Here is a 15,404-nt window from a genome sequence, read left to right on the forward strand (position 1 = left end):
GATCCTTCAGGCGACGCATTCGCCAATAATTGCCAGCGAAACGCAAATCACCAGCCTGCGAGCGCGCCGCTTTCAGGCCTTGTTTTCAGGTCTTGTTCTGACGCTGTTTCACTGGCGCAGTCTCGGGCATGAGGCTCATCGCGACTAGTCCGACGATCGCCGCAAGCAGCAGGTACCAGGCCGGCGCCAGCGGATTGCCGGTGACGTGGAGGAGCCAGGTGACCACGAGCTGCGCCGTACCGCCGAAGCTGGCGATCGCGACCGCATAGACGGTCGCGAACACACCGCCGCGGATGCTCTGGGGCAGCGCCTCGGTGAAGGTCGCGTAGAACGCAGTGAACGGCAGCGAGCCGATGACGGACAGGACACCGAAACCAACCAGGAGCGACAACGCGCCGGGGGCATGGACGATCCACAGGAAGGTCGGGTAGGTCAGCAGCAGCGTTGCGAGCTGCGGCCAGATCATCACCGGCTTGCGACCGAGACGATCTGCCAGCCAGCCCCCGACCAGCGCACCGACAAACTGGATGCCATTGCTGACCAGCGACACGGCGAAAGCCAGTGTCGACGACACATGCAGCGTGTTCTGCGCATAGGTCGTCATATATTGGGTGACGTAGGTCGAGATCGTGCCGCTTGCCAGGATCATCAGTGCAAGTCCGATGACGCCAAGGTGCCGTCTCGCCTGCGAAAGATGACTGGTGTGCTCGACGGCGCGGACACCGGCTTGGGCCTGCGGGATCGTCTCGGGCAGCGTCCGGCGCATCCAGAACCCGAACGGCAGGCACACCGCTCCGATCAGAAACGCCACCCGCCAGCCATAGGCGTCGAGCATCTCTGGCGCCATCGTCCTGCTCAGGATGACGCCGACGAGTGCGCCCGCGGTCGCGGCGATCTCCTGGCTCGCCGGCTGCCAGGCCACCACCAGCGCGCGATGCTGGGGCGGGGCGATCTCGATCAGATAGGCGGTGGTCGGTCCAACCTCCCCGCCCAAAGCAAAGCCTTGCGCCATACGCGCCGCGATCACGATGACGGGCGCTGCAAGGCCGATCGATTGATAGGACGGCGTGAGCGCGATGGTCAGGATCGATAGCCCCATCAGCGCGAAGCTCAGCAGCATGGCAGGCCGCCGGCCGATCCGGTCGGAATAGATCCCGAGCACGATTCCGCCGATCGGCCGCGTCACGAAGCCGGCGCCGAAGGTCGCCAGCGACAGCATCAGGCTGCCGTACTCGCTTCCCGTCGGGAAGAAGGTATGGCCGATCTGGATGGCGAAGAAGCTGTAGGTGATGAAGTCGTAGAATTCGAGCATGTTGCCGACGGTGGCGGCCAATGCTGCGCGCTTGACGCTGAACGGCTTCACTTGCTCGATCACGGACGACACTCTGGCATTCCCGGGCTCGATCCTATTTCGATTTAACCGCCTGGCCGCATTGCAACGCAACATTCATTAACCGAAAACGGTGGTTCCCCCGTCCCCTTTTCCGCTGCCCCAGTTGCGGCCGCCCCGTCCGCTCGCGCAATTCGAGGCGCATCGCGCAACAAATGGGCTTTGCGGTAGTCGCAACGACACATCGTGCCGCACGCACATCCCGCGCTAGCGGAATTTGCACGCAAAGCCGCGGTCATTTGACTGAAATTTTCAGAAGAGTTGAGCCGGGCGATTTACTCGAACTTTCTTCGTGACGCTCTAGTTCCACGGTCGGAAGGTTCCGCATCCCTCGGGATCTTCATTATCAGCCGCCAGGATTGCGCTACCAAAAGCTCAATTGAATCAAGATTTATCCGACCTGGAATTGAAATGAACTTGGCTCGCGAATCGATCGAACTGCTGGAACAGGTCGCCCGTATCTTGTGGTTCGAAGGCGCCAAGCACGGCTTGCGCGACCGCGAGTGGATGGCGCTGCGTTTCCTTTCCCGCGCCAACCGGTTTTCCCGGACGCCGTCGGCGCTCGCGAGTTACGTCGGCACCACGCGCGGCACCGCCTCGTTCATCATTGGCGAGCTGGAGCGGCTCGGCTATCTCGAGCGAAAGCGCTCGGCCCAGGACAAGCGGTCAGTGATGCTGAGCGTGACACAACAGGGCAAGAAGTTCCTGGTGCGCGACCCCGTCAACGTCCTCATCGAGTCCATCGGCGTGCTGGAGGATGAGGCGAAGGTCGGCTTCCGCGACGCGCTCCGCCACGTGCTGGATCAGTCGGACGCAGCCGAACAGCGGCACCATACCGACGTCTGCAAGCGATGCATCTTCCTCCGCGAAGATCGCAGCACCACGGACAGCAGGACGACTGCCGAGTTCAGCTGCCGCCTGTTTCGCGCGCCGATCGCGGAGGCGGAGGTCGATCTGCTATGCACCAGTTTCGAGCATCACCGTAAATAGAAGGCGGCCCTCGATCAGGGCGTCGCCTTGCGTGACGAATAGATGACGCCCCCGCTGGACTCGACCACCAGACGTCCGTTCTCGTTTCTGATCTCCTCGATGCGGCCAAGGCCGGGCACTTGCTGTCCCAGCACCGCTTCGATGACGCCGTTCGGGCCTTGCAGGATCGCAATCCCCTCATAGGCCTGGCGGACCGACCAGCCCTTGACCGTCTTGCGCGGAGCCGAAATGCGCTCGGACGGTGCTACCGATCCCGTGACCTCGGGCGTAGCGGCCGAGGCCATCATCGGCATTGGCTGTGAAGCGACGGGCGCCGGAGCCTGGGCCTGCACCTGGGCAAGCTTATCGAGCTTCACCGTAGAGGACGAGCTCACCCGTTCGATGCGATCCAGATTCTCGCCAAAACGGCCAAAACGGTCATTGGTCGCCTTGCTCGACTGATCGACCGCGGTGCGCAGGCCGTCGAGATTGTCGGACACCCCCGACACCTGCCTGCGCAGTTGTGCCACCGTCTCGCGCAGATTCCTGATCTCAGTATTGGCCGCGACGTTGTTCTGGGCGGGCTGCATGGCGAAATAGGCGATCACGCCGGTGCAGGCACAGACGACCAGGATCGCAGCGACCGCCAATGTCGCGAGCGGCGCGACCCATGTCGGACGCGGCGGCGGCGGCTTGGCCACGATCACGGCCGGCTTGATCACGATGGGCGTAGGCTTGGGGATTGCCATCTTGTCGAGGCGCGCCTTGGCGCGAATACGCTTCAGACCCTCGAGCGCCTCTTTCGCCAGAGTTTCATCACTCGCTGCTGCCGGCGCAGGCTTGGTGTTCGCAGCAGGCTTGGTAGTCGCGGAAGGATTGGTATTTGCAAAAGGCTTGGTGTTTGCAAAAAGCTTGGTATTTGCAGAAGGCTTGGCCGTCGGCGCCGCATTGTCTTTGGCATCGCGCGTCTCCGCAGCCGGTTTCGCCGCTGCGGGGACATCCACGGTCGCGTTGGGACGAGCTTGTCCATCGGACAACATGCGAGAATGCTCCGTTCGGTTCGATCTGTCGAACGGTGACGTTATTTGCCGAAGCTTGCCTGAAACGTGCGCATCCAAAACTTTTCATCACGCGCGGTGCGACGTCACATGAGTCAAACGCGTCACGCACGTGGCGAGAGTGCGACTCGAAAGACACACCCTCGCCAAGATTTCGCCAAGCTGGAGTCGCCTCGCCATACATGAGTCGAATTGTCGCACGTGGAAAGACGATGACGGGAGTCAATCCGGGGTTGAAAATCCCTCAATCTGCATGAAGCGCAGCACCGCCCAAAATAGCTGTAATCATACGGGGATGCGGAACTTTAGAACCGCCAAGGTGCAAAACTAGTTCGAATTCCAAATCAACTGATGCGATTGAACATACAAAGAAACAACTCGAAACGAATCAACAGCATCAAGCACGTGTAGCAAACGCTTAGTTGCGCACGCTTGATCGGAAATCGGCAATTGTTACGGTCCTACTCAAGTGATTCTCGCCAGTTAGCGAGGAGATCGACAAAGTACAGTGGCGTTCGGACGCATGAGCAACTTGGCGCAACTGTTCTAGGTCGCTTTCTCAATCCGCTCCGCGAGGTGATCCGCAAGACACCCGCCGAGCCTCACGCAGTAAGCGTTCAGTATCGAGTCGAAGTAGCAGGCCTGCGAGACGCAGGCACTGAATGCGTAGGGCTGCCCGCGAATATCGAAACCATAATAACGGTTCGCGGGAAGGAATATCGTCAAACAGCACAGTTGCCGAGCCGGGCATCACAACAACCAACCGGCCGTAACAAGTGCGAAACAGGGGCGAAAAACTGATGTATATTATCGTTGATGATCGCGAGAGCGTCACGAACAGCTATGTCGGAGGGCTCGTTCGCGAAGGTGTATCGTCGATCGGCTTCTCCTCCGGAGAATTCTGGGACTGGCTGCAATCTGCGAGTGAATCGGATCTGGCCGCGGTGGACGCCTTCCTCCTCGGGGATTGCGACACCCGCGGAAGCCTGCCGCGGGCGATGCGCAAGCGCTCCTCGGCTCCCATCATCGCCATGAGCGGCCAGAAGATGCTCAAGAACACGCTGGAGCTCTTCGAATCGGGCGTCGACGACGTCGTCCACGTGCCGATTCACCTCCGCGAGATCCTCGCCCGAACGGCCGCGATTGCGCGCCGCCGGGTCGGGGAACTGCCGCGGCCCTGCGAGACCAGGATCCAGGTCTTCTTCAACGGACGTGACCCCGAGATAGCTGGCCACGCTCTCACCCTGCCCCGCCGCGAACTGCGCATTCTCGAATATATGGTCAGCAACCACGGCAAGTGGGTCACCAAGACGCAGATCTTCAACGCGGTCTACGGCATCTTCGAAGCGACGTTCGACGAGAGCGTGATCGAGAGCCACGTCAGCAAGCTGCGCAAGAAACTCCGCGACCGCCTCGGCTTCGATGCGATCGTGGCCCGCCGTTACGTCGGGTACCGCCTCGACATCCCGGCCGGCGAAACCATCGACGTGCCGATGCAGGAGCTCGACGAGGTCGGCATCCTGCTGAACAGGGCGCATACCGCCCCAGTGGCGTATCCAGCCGGAAACTGATCGGCAGGGCGCTGCCACGCAACCGATAACGGCCTCTGCGAACCATCTTCGCAGAGGCCGTTATAGTTTCGGCGACGTCAACGGCGAACAGAGCCGCGGCAGTACCGGCGCTGCGGCTCGCGTCTAAGTATAATTCTAGAGGCTCGCTTCCGATTCAATCAGAACCGATAATGCCCTAGGGCTTCTGCTGGAATTCTTCCTTCGACACGTAATTGAAGTCCTCGACAAGGACGTCCTGGACGACTTCGGCCTGCATTCGCTCGTTGACACGCTGCTTGATGGCCGTCGTGAGGATGGAGAGGTCGTAACGAGCGAGTTTTCTGAAATCGAGGCGGTCGTCGGCATAGATCCTGCGGAAGGCTTCATCGACGACGAACGGCTCGGGCGGCACGTTGAGCTGGTGCATGGTTCGCGCCTCAACGGTGTAGACAAAGCGCGCGACGATGTAGCCCTGAACGTTGCCACCCTCGACCATGGGCACGCTCAGCGCCCGCGTCTTCTGGTACTGCAGCCCGTCAAGGTATTCGTCCTTTGCCGGCAGCAGGCTGCCATTTTCCTTCCAATAGGCCACGGCGTAGCTCGTTCCCGCGGTGAGGATGCATACCCAGAGCCCGGCTAGCACGAGTCTGATCATTTTCCGTCCTGTGCTGCGCGACCGGTATAGGTGCCGTCCGACTCGGCGTCCTTGATGGCCTTGACTATGATGGTCGCGACCTCGCGCACCGCATCGTAATGCATTTCGAGGATGGAACGGTTTCGCTCGAGCTTCTCGCGCAGCCGCTGGATCTCCTCAGTGATCTCGACCTCGCCGCCGAGGTGCATTCGTGCCCGCATCAGGCGGACGAATTCCAGCATGCTCCGGCTCTTCCGGGCGCTGAACTCGTCGAAGTCGATTTTCTTGCCCGTCGCGAGCGCTGCCGTCTCCTCTTCGACGATGGCTTCGAGCCGGCGGATCGCGGCTAACAGGCCGCGTACCTCGTCCGATCTCGCCGGGTCCGCACCGTCGTTCGCCACCTCACCACCGACATTCGGCAGCAGGACGGGCAACAGCCCATCGCCCGACACGGCTGCCATCGTCGTCGCCTCGGTGTCCACGGCCGGCTGTTCCATCACCATGGCCGCCGCGCCTTCTTGTGCCTGCATAGGAAAGTCACCCTTCAACTTCTGTCATCCATTCCCGGATCGTCATCCGGCCTTGCCCGTAGCATCCGGCCCCGCCGGATGCGCGGCGGCGAGCTGCTTGGCAATGCCAATGCCCTTGCCCTTTGCCAGCTGAGCACCAAGTTGCTCCGCCAGCATCGACTTCCAGACGCCGCCGGCCGTGCCTTTTCCAAAGACCTCCTCCGACTCCTTCGGCAACATCGTCTCGACGAAGGTCTGGAGGATGAAGGCCTCGAACTTGCGGTACACCTCGCCGGATGCCGGCGCCTTGATCACCTGCACCGGCGCTCCGTTCACCGCACCCGACTGCGGTTCCGAAAGCTTCGTCGCGGATTGATCGGCAGCCGCCGCCTTGGCCTTGCCGACCTCCGCATCCATCGTGGCGGCGAAATCCGTGTCCGATGATTTGAGCGCGTCGAGCTTCGCTGTGGCCGCGCGCTGCGTCACGGGATCGGCGGCGTCGAGGACGTCGAGAACGAGGTCGGGTGTCGCGGTCACGATCATGTCTTGGTCCGATTGGCTGGCCGTGGCGTCCACTCGCGCACGGTGAGGCTTGTTCCCGTCATCTCCTCGAGCGATCGCTTCTCGACGTCGCGAAGCTTGTCCGCGAGCGCCGCCTTCGCGACCTGCTCGAACTGCTTCACACGGCGGCTCTCCGCGCGAACCTGGTCGAGCTGCTGCGAGGCCTGGGCCTGAATCGCGCGCGCGCCGACGCTGGTTCTGGTCAGGCGCCGCGCGATCGATTCGCTCGATGATCCCGCCGGCGGCTTCCCCTCGTTGAGAGTTCCGACCAGCCATTCCTGTTCGTCCTGCAAGCTGCGCTCCTGCTGCCGCAGCTGCGCGAGCTGCCACTCTGACAACCGGAGCTGGAGCTTCACGAGCGAGACCATCCGGCCGAGCTTGTCCGCGCGCGACGTCATGGCGATTACTCCGCCAGCCACGATGAGACGCCGAGCATGAATTGCCTCAGGAGCTCGTCGCTGGTGAGGTAGAGCAGCAGGAAGCCGCCGAACAGCACGAAGGGCACCGAGATGAAATAGACCGGAATCGCCGGCGTCAGCTTGTTGATCAGGCCGACCGCCAGGTTGACGACGACCGAATAGACGATGAAAGGGCTGGCGATCCGCAGCGTCAGCACGAATGCCTCCGATAGCCGGCCGACGAGCTGGTCGAGCGGCATGCTGCCGCCGAGCCGGTCGCCGGGATGCCAGACGTCGTAGGAGTTCATCAGCCCGCGCAGGACCTGCCAGTGCTGGTCGGTCATGAAGAACAGCGTCGTGACCGACGTCATGATCAGCGGCACCAGGGCCGGCGCCGGATCGGTGTCGCCGACCGGCGTCCCCGGGATGTTGCTCAGCCCGATCGCGCTGGCCATCACGGTGGCCATGGTCTGGAGTGCGAGAAAGAACACGCGACCGCCGAGCCCGATGACGGCACCGACCACGAGTTCGGAGCAGATCAGGAGCGCGAGCGTCAGCGGCGCCGCGTTGTCCGTGAGAGGTTTCAGGACGGCGGCCAGGATCGGCGTCAGTGCGAACGTCGTCACCAGCGCAACGAACAAGCGGACCTGGGCCGGAACATTGACGCTGGAATAGCCGGGGACCAGCATCAGGCAGGCACCGATGCGGCAGAACACGATGAACGTCACCAGCACGCTGTCGGTGAGGCCGCTGATCACGATATGGCTCCGAGGGCCCTGATTTCGGTGCTGCGCGCGACTTCGACATGCGACAGGATCGGCAGTGTCGGAAAGACCCGCTCCAGGATCATCCGGACGTAGGGACGCGCTTCCGGGGTCACGGCCAGCACCACGCTGGTGCCGTTCTCGGTGAACTTGCGGATCGCGGCGCTGGCTTCGGTCGCGAACTGCTCGATCAGGCGCGGATCGGCGTCGAATTCGACGACGTCGCCCTTGGCGTCGCGCTTCAAGCTCTGGTGGAACGCGAGATCCCAGCGGTTGCCGAGACGGACGACGTTGAGCACGCCGTTGTCGGAGAGATCGCCGCAAATCTGCTGGGCAAGACGCGTACGCACATGCTCTGCCACCTGCTCGGAGCGCCGCACATGAGGCGCGATCTCGGCGATGGCTTCGAGGATCAGATGCAGGTTGCGGATCGACACGCGCTCGGCCAGCAGGATCTTCAGAATCGCCAGCAGCCCCGAATACGATATCTGCGACGGGCAGAGATCCTCGACCAGGCGCTTGTATTCGGGATCGAGCCGGTCGAGCAGGCCGCGCATGTCCTTGTAGGACAGCAGCTGGGCGAGGTTGGCCCTGATCACTTCGCTCAGATGCGTGAGCAGCACCGACAGATTGTCGACCGGCTTGCAGCCCTGACGCTTGACCTCGTCGGTGAACGCGTCCGTCACCCACAGCGCCTTCATGCCGAAGGCCGGCTCGATCACCTCTTCGCCGGGAACGTCGGGCTTGCCGTCCTTGTCGACGAGGACCAGCACTTCTCCGAGCCGGAGTTCGCCCTGGGCGACGCGGGTGTCGTGGATCCGGATCTGGTATCCCTTGGGATCGATCGACAGATTGTCGGTGAGCTTGATCTCGGGAACCACGAAGCCGTACTGCTTGGCGAACTTCTTGCGGATCTTGGCCACGCGATGCGCCAGTTCGTTGCGCGAGCCCAGCAGATGCACCGAGAGGTGACCGCCGAGCGCCAGCTCGATCTCCGCGGTCTTGAGCGATTCCTTGACGGATTCCTTGGCATCGACCTGGGCGCGTTCGTCGGCCTTGCGCGCATCTTCCTTCTGCTTCAGGGCTGCCTGCCGCCTCGGCAGCGAATACCCGACGAAGGCCATGACGCCGCCGAGCAGCAGGAAGGGCGCCGTCGGCAGCCCCGGCATCAAGGCGAGCACGAACATCATCAACGCGGCGGCCGACACCGCGCGCGGATAGCCGCCGAGCTGCCGCAACACGGCCTGCTCGGCCGAACCCCGGGTGCCGCCCCTCGAGACGAGCAGGCCCGCCGACAGGGACACGATCAGCGCCGGCATCTGCGTTACCAGACCGTCGCCCACGGACAGCTTGGTGTAGACGTCGGCGGCGCGTGCCAGCGTCAACCCGTGATGCGTCACGCCGATGATGATACCGCCGAAAATGTTGATCGCGGTGATGATCAAACCGGCGACGGCGTCGCCGCGAACGAATTTCGAGGCACCGTCCATGGCGCCGAAGAACGCGCTCTCCTCTTCCAGCTCGCGGCGCCGGCGCTGGGCTTCCTTGTCGTCGATCAGGCCCGCGGACAGATCCGCGTCGATCGCCATCTGCTTGCCGGGGATGGCATCCAGAGTGAAACGGGCGCCGACTTCGGCGATACGCGTCGCGCCCTTGGTGATCACGACGAAGTTCACCGTGACCAGAATCGCGAAAATGATCAGGCCGATGACGAAGTCGCCGCCCATGACGAACTTCGAGAAACCGGCAACGACATGGCCCGCGGCGTTTTCCCCCTCCCCGCCGCGCGACAGGATGAGACGGGTCGTTGCGACGTTGAGCGCAAGCCGCAGGATCGTCGCGATCAGGAGCACGGTCGGGAAGGCAGAAAAATCAAGCGGCCGCTGGATCCACAGTGCGACCATCAGGATCAGTGCCGAGAGCGCGATCGAGAACGCGAGGCCGAGATCGATCAGGATCGGCGGTATGGGCAGGAACAGGATCGTGAGCATGGCCACGATGCCGCCTGCGAAAAAGGCATCGGCGCCCAATCGTCGCGGGGTCGGCAGGCTAGCGGCTAACGTATCGGACATGGGTCACCGGCAGAGGATCCGGCCCGTAATCTGCCGTGCAAAGCTTACGCGGGGGTGGTGGTGGCAGGGGCGGCAGAGGCGGCCGGGACCGTCCGGATCAGAAGCCGTGCTCGATGTGCGAATAGACCATCTCGGTGAAGGTGGAGAGATGGGCTCCGATGAAGGAACCGGAGACGGCAACGACCACGAGAATGACGATGATCTTCGGAACGAAGGTCAGCGTCACCTCCTGGATCTGGGTCAGCGCCTGGATCAGCGCGATGATGGTGCCGACCAGCATCGCGGCACCGACGGCAGGCCCGGAGGCGACGATGATGGTCCAGATCGCCGCCTGGACGATGTCGAGAGCATCCCGTTCGTTCATGACTGGCTGATCGTGAGACCGGGGCCGATCGCGACTTTCGTGCCGTTCTCGAGCGTCGCGACGGAGCCGTCGCTGTTGATGGAGATCGAAGCGACCTTGCCGCTGAAGCTCGCTCCGGTCGCGTCCGTGAAGCTGACGGTCTTTCCGATCAGCCCGTCGGCCTGCGACAGCGACTGCGAAGACAGCAGAGCGTCGAGCTTGGTATTGGTCTGCATCGCCTGCTCGACCGACGAGAGCTGCGCAAACTGGCTCATATATTGCGAGGTATCCATCGGATTGGTCGGATCCTGGTTTTTCATCTCCGCGATGAGGAGCTGAAGAAACGTGTTGTAGTCGACGCCGGTGCTCGACTTCGGCGTCGTCGAGCTGGTCGAACTGGACGACTTGCTGGTGCTATCGGTCGCGCTGGTGACGTTCATGTAGTTCTCCTGTCAGGCAGCCTCGAATGGGGAATCGATCGTGGCGCCGGCCAGGATGGCCTGCTCCACTGGAAACAGTGCCCGGATCCGCTTGAGCGCCTCGAAGTAACGGGTCGCTCCGACCAGGTCGTCGACCGTGCCAAGCCCGACCAGCATCTCCTGGCTCTCGCACACCGCGAGCAGGGCGGCGTGATGCTGCGCGTAGAGAGCCGAAGCATCGCGGACGTCGGTCGGATTCATCAGCATGAGCTGGACGATGAAATAGAGCTGCCGCAGCGCCGTGGTGGCGTCGGAGGCCTGCATGATCTGCCCTTCGAGCAGGAACATCACGTCGTTGACGAGCTCGACGGAGACCTTGCGGTCCACGCGCAGCACCGCGCCGTTGATGTAGACCCGTTCGCCCGCACGCAAGGATATCTTCATCAAAGTGCGTCTCGGATCAGGCGGTTGATTTCGATGAGCTGGATAACGTCGTTCGACTTTTCTTCACGAAGGCGGTCGGCTTCCTTGACCACCCACAGGCCGATCGAGATGATGTCGGCGCGCAGCTTTTCCGGAAGTCCGTTTTCCGGATGCGCGAGATCCTCGATGAAGATCGTCCACAGCCGCCGCACATAGAGCAGGCTCTCGACCAGATCCTCGAGGCTGAAGCGGTCCGACTGGATCCGCTCGAGCCGGTCGATGCCGAGGCTGAGCGCCTGCCGCTCGCGGCCCCGCGCCTCATAGCCGCTCTCGTCGACGACCGATTCATAGGCTTCAAACGTCATCAGGACAACTCTGCGCAGGAGACCGAACAACAAGACAAGGGTTACGCGCCTTACGAAGGAGCTGGACTCAGAGATAGTTGATGAGGCTGATCTTCTGGAGCTGCGAGGTGAGCGCAAGCGCCGTCTGGATCTGCGTCTGCAAGGTGTTGACCCTCACGGAGGCTTCCGTCGGATCGACCTTCTCTATACCGACGATCTGATTGTTCAGAATATCCTGCTGCGTCTTGAGCTTGTCGGTTGCGGAGGTGATCCGCTGCTGGACCGTGCCGATGTCGCCGCCGAGGGTCGCAAGGTCAGTGATGGCGTTTCCGACAAGGCCGATGGCTTTATCCACGACGACCTGGAACGTCGCTTGGTCCAGGTTCGCGTTCCCGAGATCTGCCATCATGGTGTAGGCCTCGGCGAGCTTGCGGAAGCCTGTCTGATTGGCGCTGACGGAGGTATCGGCGATCTCGGTCGTGGAGATACGGCTTTGCATCACCTGGTCGGTCGCCGATGACCAATTCGTGTTCCAGGCCGGGCTCGCGAACTCGGCATCGAAGGTGGTGTCGAGGAAGGTCTGCATCTGGCCAGGAGTGATGGTGTTCACGCTGGGCGATGATTGCGAGAAGCCGAAGGTCGCAAGGAAGTCGGCGTCGACCTGGTTCTTGCTGGCCGAGCCCGCGGTGTAGGCCGTGATCGGCGTGTTCTGCGTGTTGATGCCCGCAAAGAGTGACGAGCCGTTATAGGAGACGTTCAGCGCGCCAATCAGATCCTGGAGGTTGGAGGACGCAGGTGGCAGGATGATGCGCCCGCCGCCGTCGGTACTGCGCGCCGCGATCAGGTCCTTGAGGAAGTCCGTCGCGGTCGATCCAAGCTGGGTGATCCGGCTCTGCGTGATGTCCAGTCGCCCCGCGACGAGCCCATTGGTATCGACGAGCTGATCGGCGAAGCTCAAATCCGCCCGCAGGGTGACGTCGCCTCCCGTCGTGGCACCAAGCTCGAGGCCGACATCGGCGAAGCGGCCGGTGGTGGCTTCCTTCGAAGCCTTGGCCAGCGCGGCCTGATTGTTTGTAATCGAGGACCTCAACGACGAAGACAGCATCAAGGTCGAGATGTAATTCGCGCTCATCATGGCTTAATTTCCCACGGCAGCCAGCAGGCTCTGCAACATTTCGTCGACGGTCGAGATGATCTTCGACGAGGCCGAATAGGTGCGCTCGACCTGAAGCATCAACGACATCTCGTCATCCATGTTGACGCCGCTGACGTTCGACAGCGCCGCGGTGCTGCGGTCGAGCAGCGTTTTCTGGTAGGTGACGTTGGAGTCCGCGGTCTTGCGCTGATTTTCGATCCAGCTCGCCGACGACGACGCGAAATCGATCAAGCTGCCGTTCGGCTTGCCTTGCGTGGTCGCATCGAACGGCTGCGACGCATCCATGGCGCCGATGAGCTGCTGCAGTCGGGCCGAATAACCGCCATTGCCGGCGGTATTGTATTGGTACGCGCCGTTGCCGCTGATCGCACCGTCGCGCAGCAGATTAGGATTGCCGCCCTGGGCCGGATCGACCGATGCAGCAACCGAGATCGTGCCCGCGAGGCCCACCAAGACGGTGGCGCTCGCCGGCATCGCCGGCGCGCCGGGATAGGTGAAGAGACCAGGGACATCGGGCAGCGTCGGAACAGCCGACTGGTCACTTTCCTTGAAGGCGTCGACCAGGCCGCGCGCGATTTCGTCGAGCTGGCTCTGGTAAGTAACCGTATCATTGTCGCGCAGCTGCGCCAGGCCAGCAAGCTTGCCGGACTTGAGCGGCATCACGGAATTGGCGCCGGTCACCGGAACACCGTCGATATAGACGGCATTGCCGGTGGTGCCGGCCGTATAGGCGTTCGTCGGCGCAAAGCTCACCGTCCGCGCCGTCTTGTCGAACAGCACGACGCCGCTGTCGGTATAGAGCGCCGCGTCGCCGTTGGGACGGAGCGACATCGAGACCCCGACCTCCTGCGACATCTGCGAGACGATGCTGTCGCGCTGGTCGAGGTAGTCCGTGATGTCGTCGCCGGAGATCGTCCCCTTCACGATCGCGGTGTTGACGGTCTGGAACTGGGAGAGCAACCGATTGATGGTTTGAACCGACGTTTGCATGTCGGCATCCGCGCCCTCACGGGCCGACTGCACGGTCAGAGTCGCCTGATTGAGCGCGGTCGCCATGTCCTTGGCGGACGTCACCGCTGCCTGCGCCAGCGTGGTGTTATCCGGGGCGTTGGCATATTGCTGGAGCGCCTTCTTCAGCGCATTGAGCTGCGCCGTCGGCGACTGGTCGAGTTCCGGATCGTCCACCGTGGCAGACGCGATCTTCTGGAGACCGTCAAGGATCGCGCTCTGCTTGGCCGACGTCGAGGTTGCGGTCAGCACGTTGGTGTAGAGACCCGAGCTCGCGGCGCGCTGGATCGCCGCCACGTAGACGCCGGTTCCCGGGAGGTTGTCCAGCACGGCAATCTTGCGCGAATAGCCGGTGGAGCTGGCACCGGCTATGTTGCGCGAAATGACCGACGACTGGATGCCCGACGCCATCAGCGAGGAGCGGGCGGATTCGAGAGCGGCGGTAAGGTTCATGATCTGCTCTTGCCGGGAACGAGCGCTGAGAGACTCAGCGCTTCAGGTTGACGACGACGTCCAGCAGATCGGCGCCGGTCTGGAATGATTTCGAATTCGCGGTGAAACCTCGCTGCGCCTCGATCATCGAGGTCAACTCGTCCGCGAGATCGACGTTGGAATCTTCCAGAGCACCGGACTGGATCGTGCCGAGCCCGCTCTTGCCAGACACATCGACCTGCACGTTTCCAGAATCCAGGTTCGGCGAATAGACGTTGCCGACTTCGGGCGTCAGATGGTCCGGGCTCGGAACGGTCGCGAGCGCGATCTGAAAGCTCGGCAGCGTGGTGCCGTTCTTGAGGACGGCGGTGACCACGCCCTTGCTGTCGATGTTCACCTTGTCCACCGCGGACGGAGCGTTGCCGTCGACCGTGGCCTTGAAGTCGAAGCTGGAAGCGACCTGGGTCATCGCCGAGAGGTCGATCGTGAGAGGGAAACTCGTCGAACCGCTGGGGACGGTCAGAGGCATCGTTTTTGCACTCGCCGCAGCGAGCGCACCCTTGCCGACGGCTGTGACGTCGAAAGTGAAAGTCGTAGCAGGACCCGGCGTCGAAATCATAGCTCCCGTCGGATCGTAAACCTCGATATCCCATGTATCGGCCGCTGTCTTTGCCGCATAGACGTTGAGAGTTATCGGGTTGCCGATGTTGTCGTAAGTCACCATTGACGTCTTCGACGTATAGTTGCCCGGACCTGCAGGCGTGGCCGGAAACGCGACGACCGCAGCACTGGGATCCAGGTTGGCAGCCACCGTCGCTTTGGTCGAAGCCGACGCCTGGAGCGCCATCTGGTTGACGTTGACGACCTGCAGGTTGCCGAAACCGTTGGCGACAGTATTGGGCACGGCTCCGTTCTGGATGTTGTAGCCCATCAGCTGGAAGCCGGCGGCGTTGACGAGATTGCCCGTGCTGTCGGGCACGAACGCACCGGCGCGCGTCAGGAAGTTGTTGCCGTTCGGATCCTGCACCACGAAGAAGCCGTTGCCTTGAACCGCGAGATCCGTCGCCGAGGTCGTGAACTGGTAATTGCCGGCATCGGAGATCGCGTAACGCACCGTGGTCTCGACCGCGCCGGAATCGTAATTGCCCGAGCCGCTCTTCAGGATCAGCGAGGAAAACTCGGTCGAAGCCCGCTTGTAGCCGGTGGTGTTGACGTTCGCGATGTTGTCCGAAACCGTCGACAGCTTGTTGGACTGCGCGCTCATCCCGGAAACGCCGGTGCGCATAACACCATACAGGCTCATGAATTAGGCTCCTTTGGTAGGTTGCAGTTACAATGGAGGCTGTTGCTTGCGCGGGGCTGATGATGGAGGCC

The 15,404-nt window shown here is 62.4% G+C and carries 17 protein-coding genes; 2 read left to right on the top strand and 15 right to left on the bottom strand.

The features are described from left to right. Positions 1-85: 85 nt before the first annotated feature. Positions 86-1,375, bottom strand: coding sequence for an MFS transporter (locus tag FXB41_RS08520; protein ID WP_219681297.1), 1,290 nt, complete (start codon positions 1,373-1,375; stop codon positions 86-88). 426 nt (positions 1,376-1,801) lie between these two features. On the opposite strand from FXB41_RS08520, the gene FXB41_RS08525 reads away from it, so the two are divergent. After that, entirely contained in the window at positions 1,802-2,380 is a 579-nt protein-coding gene (locus FXB41_RS08525; RefSeq protein ID WP_007595842.1) for a MarR family winged helix-turn-helix transcriptional regulator, read from the top strand. A 14-nt stretch (positions 2,381-2,394) separates the two neighbouring features. Here the strand turns inward: FXB41_RS08525 and FXB41_RS08530 are convergent, their stop codons facing one another. Beyond that, on the bottom strand, positions 2,395-3,399 hold the full coding sequence (locus FXB41_RS08530; protein ID WP_219681261.1) for a hypothetical protein: 1,005 nt from the start codon (positions 3,397-3,399) through the stop codon (positions 2,395-2,397). Positions 3,400-4,217: 818 nt separating this feature from the next. Between FXB41_RS08530 and FXB41_RS08535 the strand changes: the two genes are divergently transcribed. Continuing rightward, positions 4,218-4,988 (top strand): response regulator transcription factor, encoded by a 771-nt coding sequence (locus tag FXB41_RS08535; RefSeq protein ID WP_007595845.1) that lies wholly within the window; start codon positions 4,218-4,220, stop codon positions 4,986-4,988. A gap of 175 nt (positions 4,989-5,163) precedes the next feature. On the opposite strand, the gene FXB41_RS08540 is transcribed toward FXB41_RS08535, so the two are convergent. From FXB41_RS08540 to FXB41_RS08600, 13 genes are all read right to left on the bottom strand, one after another. Continuing rightward, a complete protein-coding gene (locus tag FXB41_RS08540; RefSeq protein WP_007595846.1) occupies positions 5,164-5,622 on the bottom strand; it encodes a hypothetical protein in 459 nt (152 codons plus the stop codon). Beyond that, positions 5,619-6,131 (bottom strand): flagellar biosynthesis protein FlgN, encoded by a 513-nt coding sequence (locus FXB41_RS08545; RefSeq protein ID WP_088940978.1) that lies wholly within the window; start codon positions 6,129-6,131, stop codon positions 5,619-5,621. The genes FXB41_RS08540 and FXB41_RS08545 overlap by 4 nt, the downstream gene beginning before the upstream one ends. A gap of 42 nt (positions 6,132-6,173) precedes the next feature. After that, a complete protein-coding gene (locus FXB41_RS08550; RefSeq protein ID WP_219681263.1) occupies positions 6,174-6,653 on the bottom strand; it encodes a rod-binding protein in 480 nt (159 codons plus the stop codon). Further along, positions 6,650-7,069: a hypothetical protein gene (locus FXB41_RS08555; RefSeq protein WP_035995241.1), complete on the bottom strand. Its 420-nt coding sequence runs from the start codon at positions 7,067-7,069 to the stop codon at positions 6,650-6,652. The genes FXB41_RS08550 and FXB41_RS08555 overlap by 4 nt, the downstream gene beginning before the upstream one ends. 5 nt (positions 7,070-7,074) lie before the next feature. After that, positions 7,075-7,827, bottom strand: coding sequence for a flagellar biosynthesis protein FliR (gene fliR, locus FXB41_RS08560; protein WP_219681265.1), 753 nt, complete (start codon positions 7,825-7,827; stop codon positions 7,075-7,077). Continuing rightward, the gene (gene flhA, locus FXB41_RS08565; protein ID WP_219681267.1) at positions 7,824-9,905 is read right to left on the bottom strand and encodes a flagellar biosynthesis protein FlhA; all 2,082 of its coding nucleotides are present in this window, start codon (positions 9,903-9,905) and stop codon (positions 7,824-7,826) included. Before flhA ends, fliR begins: the two co-directional genes overlap by 4 nt. A gap of 97 nt (positions 9,906-10,002) precedes the next feature. Next, positions 10,003-10,269, bottom strand: a complete 267-nt coding sequence (fliQ, locus tag FXB41_RS08570; RefSeq protein ID WP_007595851.1) for a flagellar biosynthesis protein FliQ — start codon at positions 10,267-10,269, stop codon at positions 10,003-10,005. Continuing rightward, positions 10,266-10,688 (bottom strand): flagellar hook assembly protein FlgD, encoded by a 423-nt coding sequence (gene flgD / locus FXB41_RS08575; RefSeq protein WP_007595852.1) that lies wholly within the window; start codon positions 10,686-10,688, stop codon positions 10,266-10,268. Before flgD ends, fliQ begins: the two co-directional genes overlap by 4 nt. Positions 10,689-10,700: 12 nt before the next feature. Next, positions 10,701-11,111 (bottom strand): flagellar biosynthesis repressor FlbT, encoded by a 411-nt coding sequence (gene flbT / locus FXB41_RS08580; RefSeq protein ID WP_007595853.1) that lies wholly within the window; start codon positions 11,109-11,111, stop codon positions 10,701-10,703. After that, positions 11,111-11,455, bottom strand: coding sequence for a flagellar biosynthesis regulator FlaF (flaF, locus tag FXB41_RS08585; RefSeq protein ID WP_007595854.1), 345 nt, complete (start codon positions 11,453-11,455; stop codon positions 11,111-11,113). Before flaF ends, flbT begins: the two co-directional genes overlap by 1 nt. A gap of 67 nt (positions 11,456-11,522) precedes the next feature. Then, a complete protein-coding gene (locus FXB41_RS08590) occupies positions 11,523-12,569 on the bottom strand; it encodes a flagellar hook-associated family protein (protein WP_007595855.1) in 1,047 nt (348 codons plus the stop codon). 3 nt (positions 12,570-12,572) lie between these two features. Next, a complete protein-coding gene (gene flgK, locus FXB41_RS08595; protein ID WP_219681269.1) occupies positions 12,573-14,051 on the bottom strand; it encodes a flagellar hook-associated protein FlgK in 1,479 nt (492 codons plus the stop codon). A 34-nt stretch (positions 14,052-14,085) separates the two neighbouring features. Next, on the bottom strand, positions 14,086-15,333 hold the full coding sequence (locus FXB41_RS08600) for a flagellar hook protein FlgE (protein ID WP_219681271.1): 1,248 nt from the start codon (positions 15,331-15,333) through the stop codon (positions 14,086-14,088). Between the last annotated feature and the right edge of the window lie 71 nt (positions 15,334-15,404).

The sequence above is a fragment of the Bradyrhizobium canariense genome (assembly GCF_019402665.1).
In the GTDB taxonomy this organism is placed as follows: Bacteria; Pseudomonadota; Alphaproteobacteria; order Rhizobiales; family Xanthobacteraceae; genus Bradyrhizobium; species Bradyrhizobium canariense.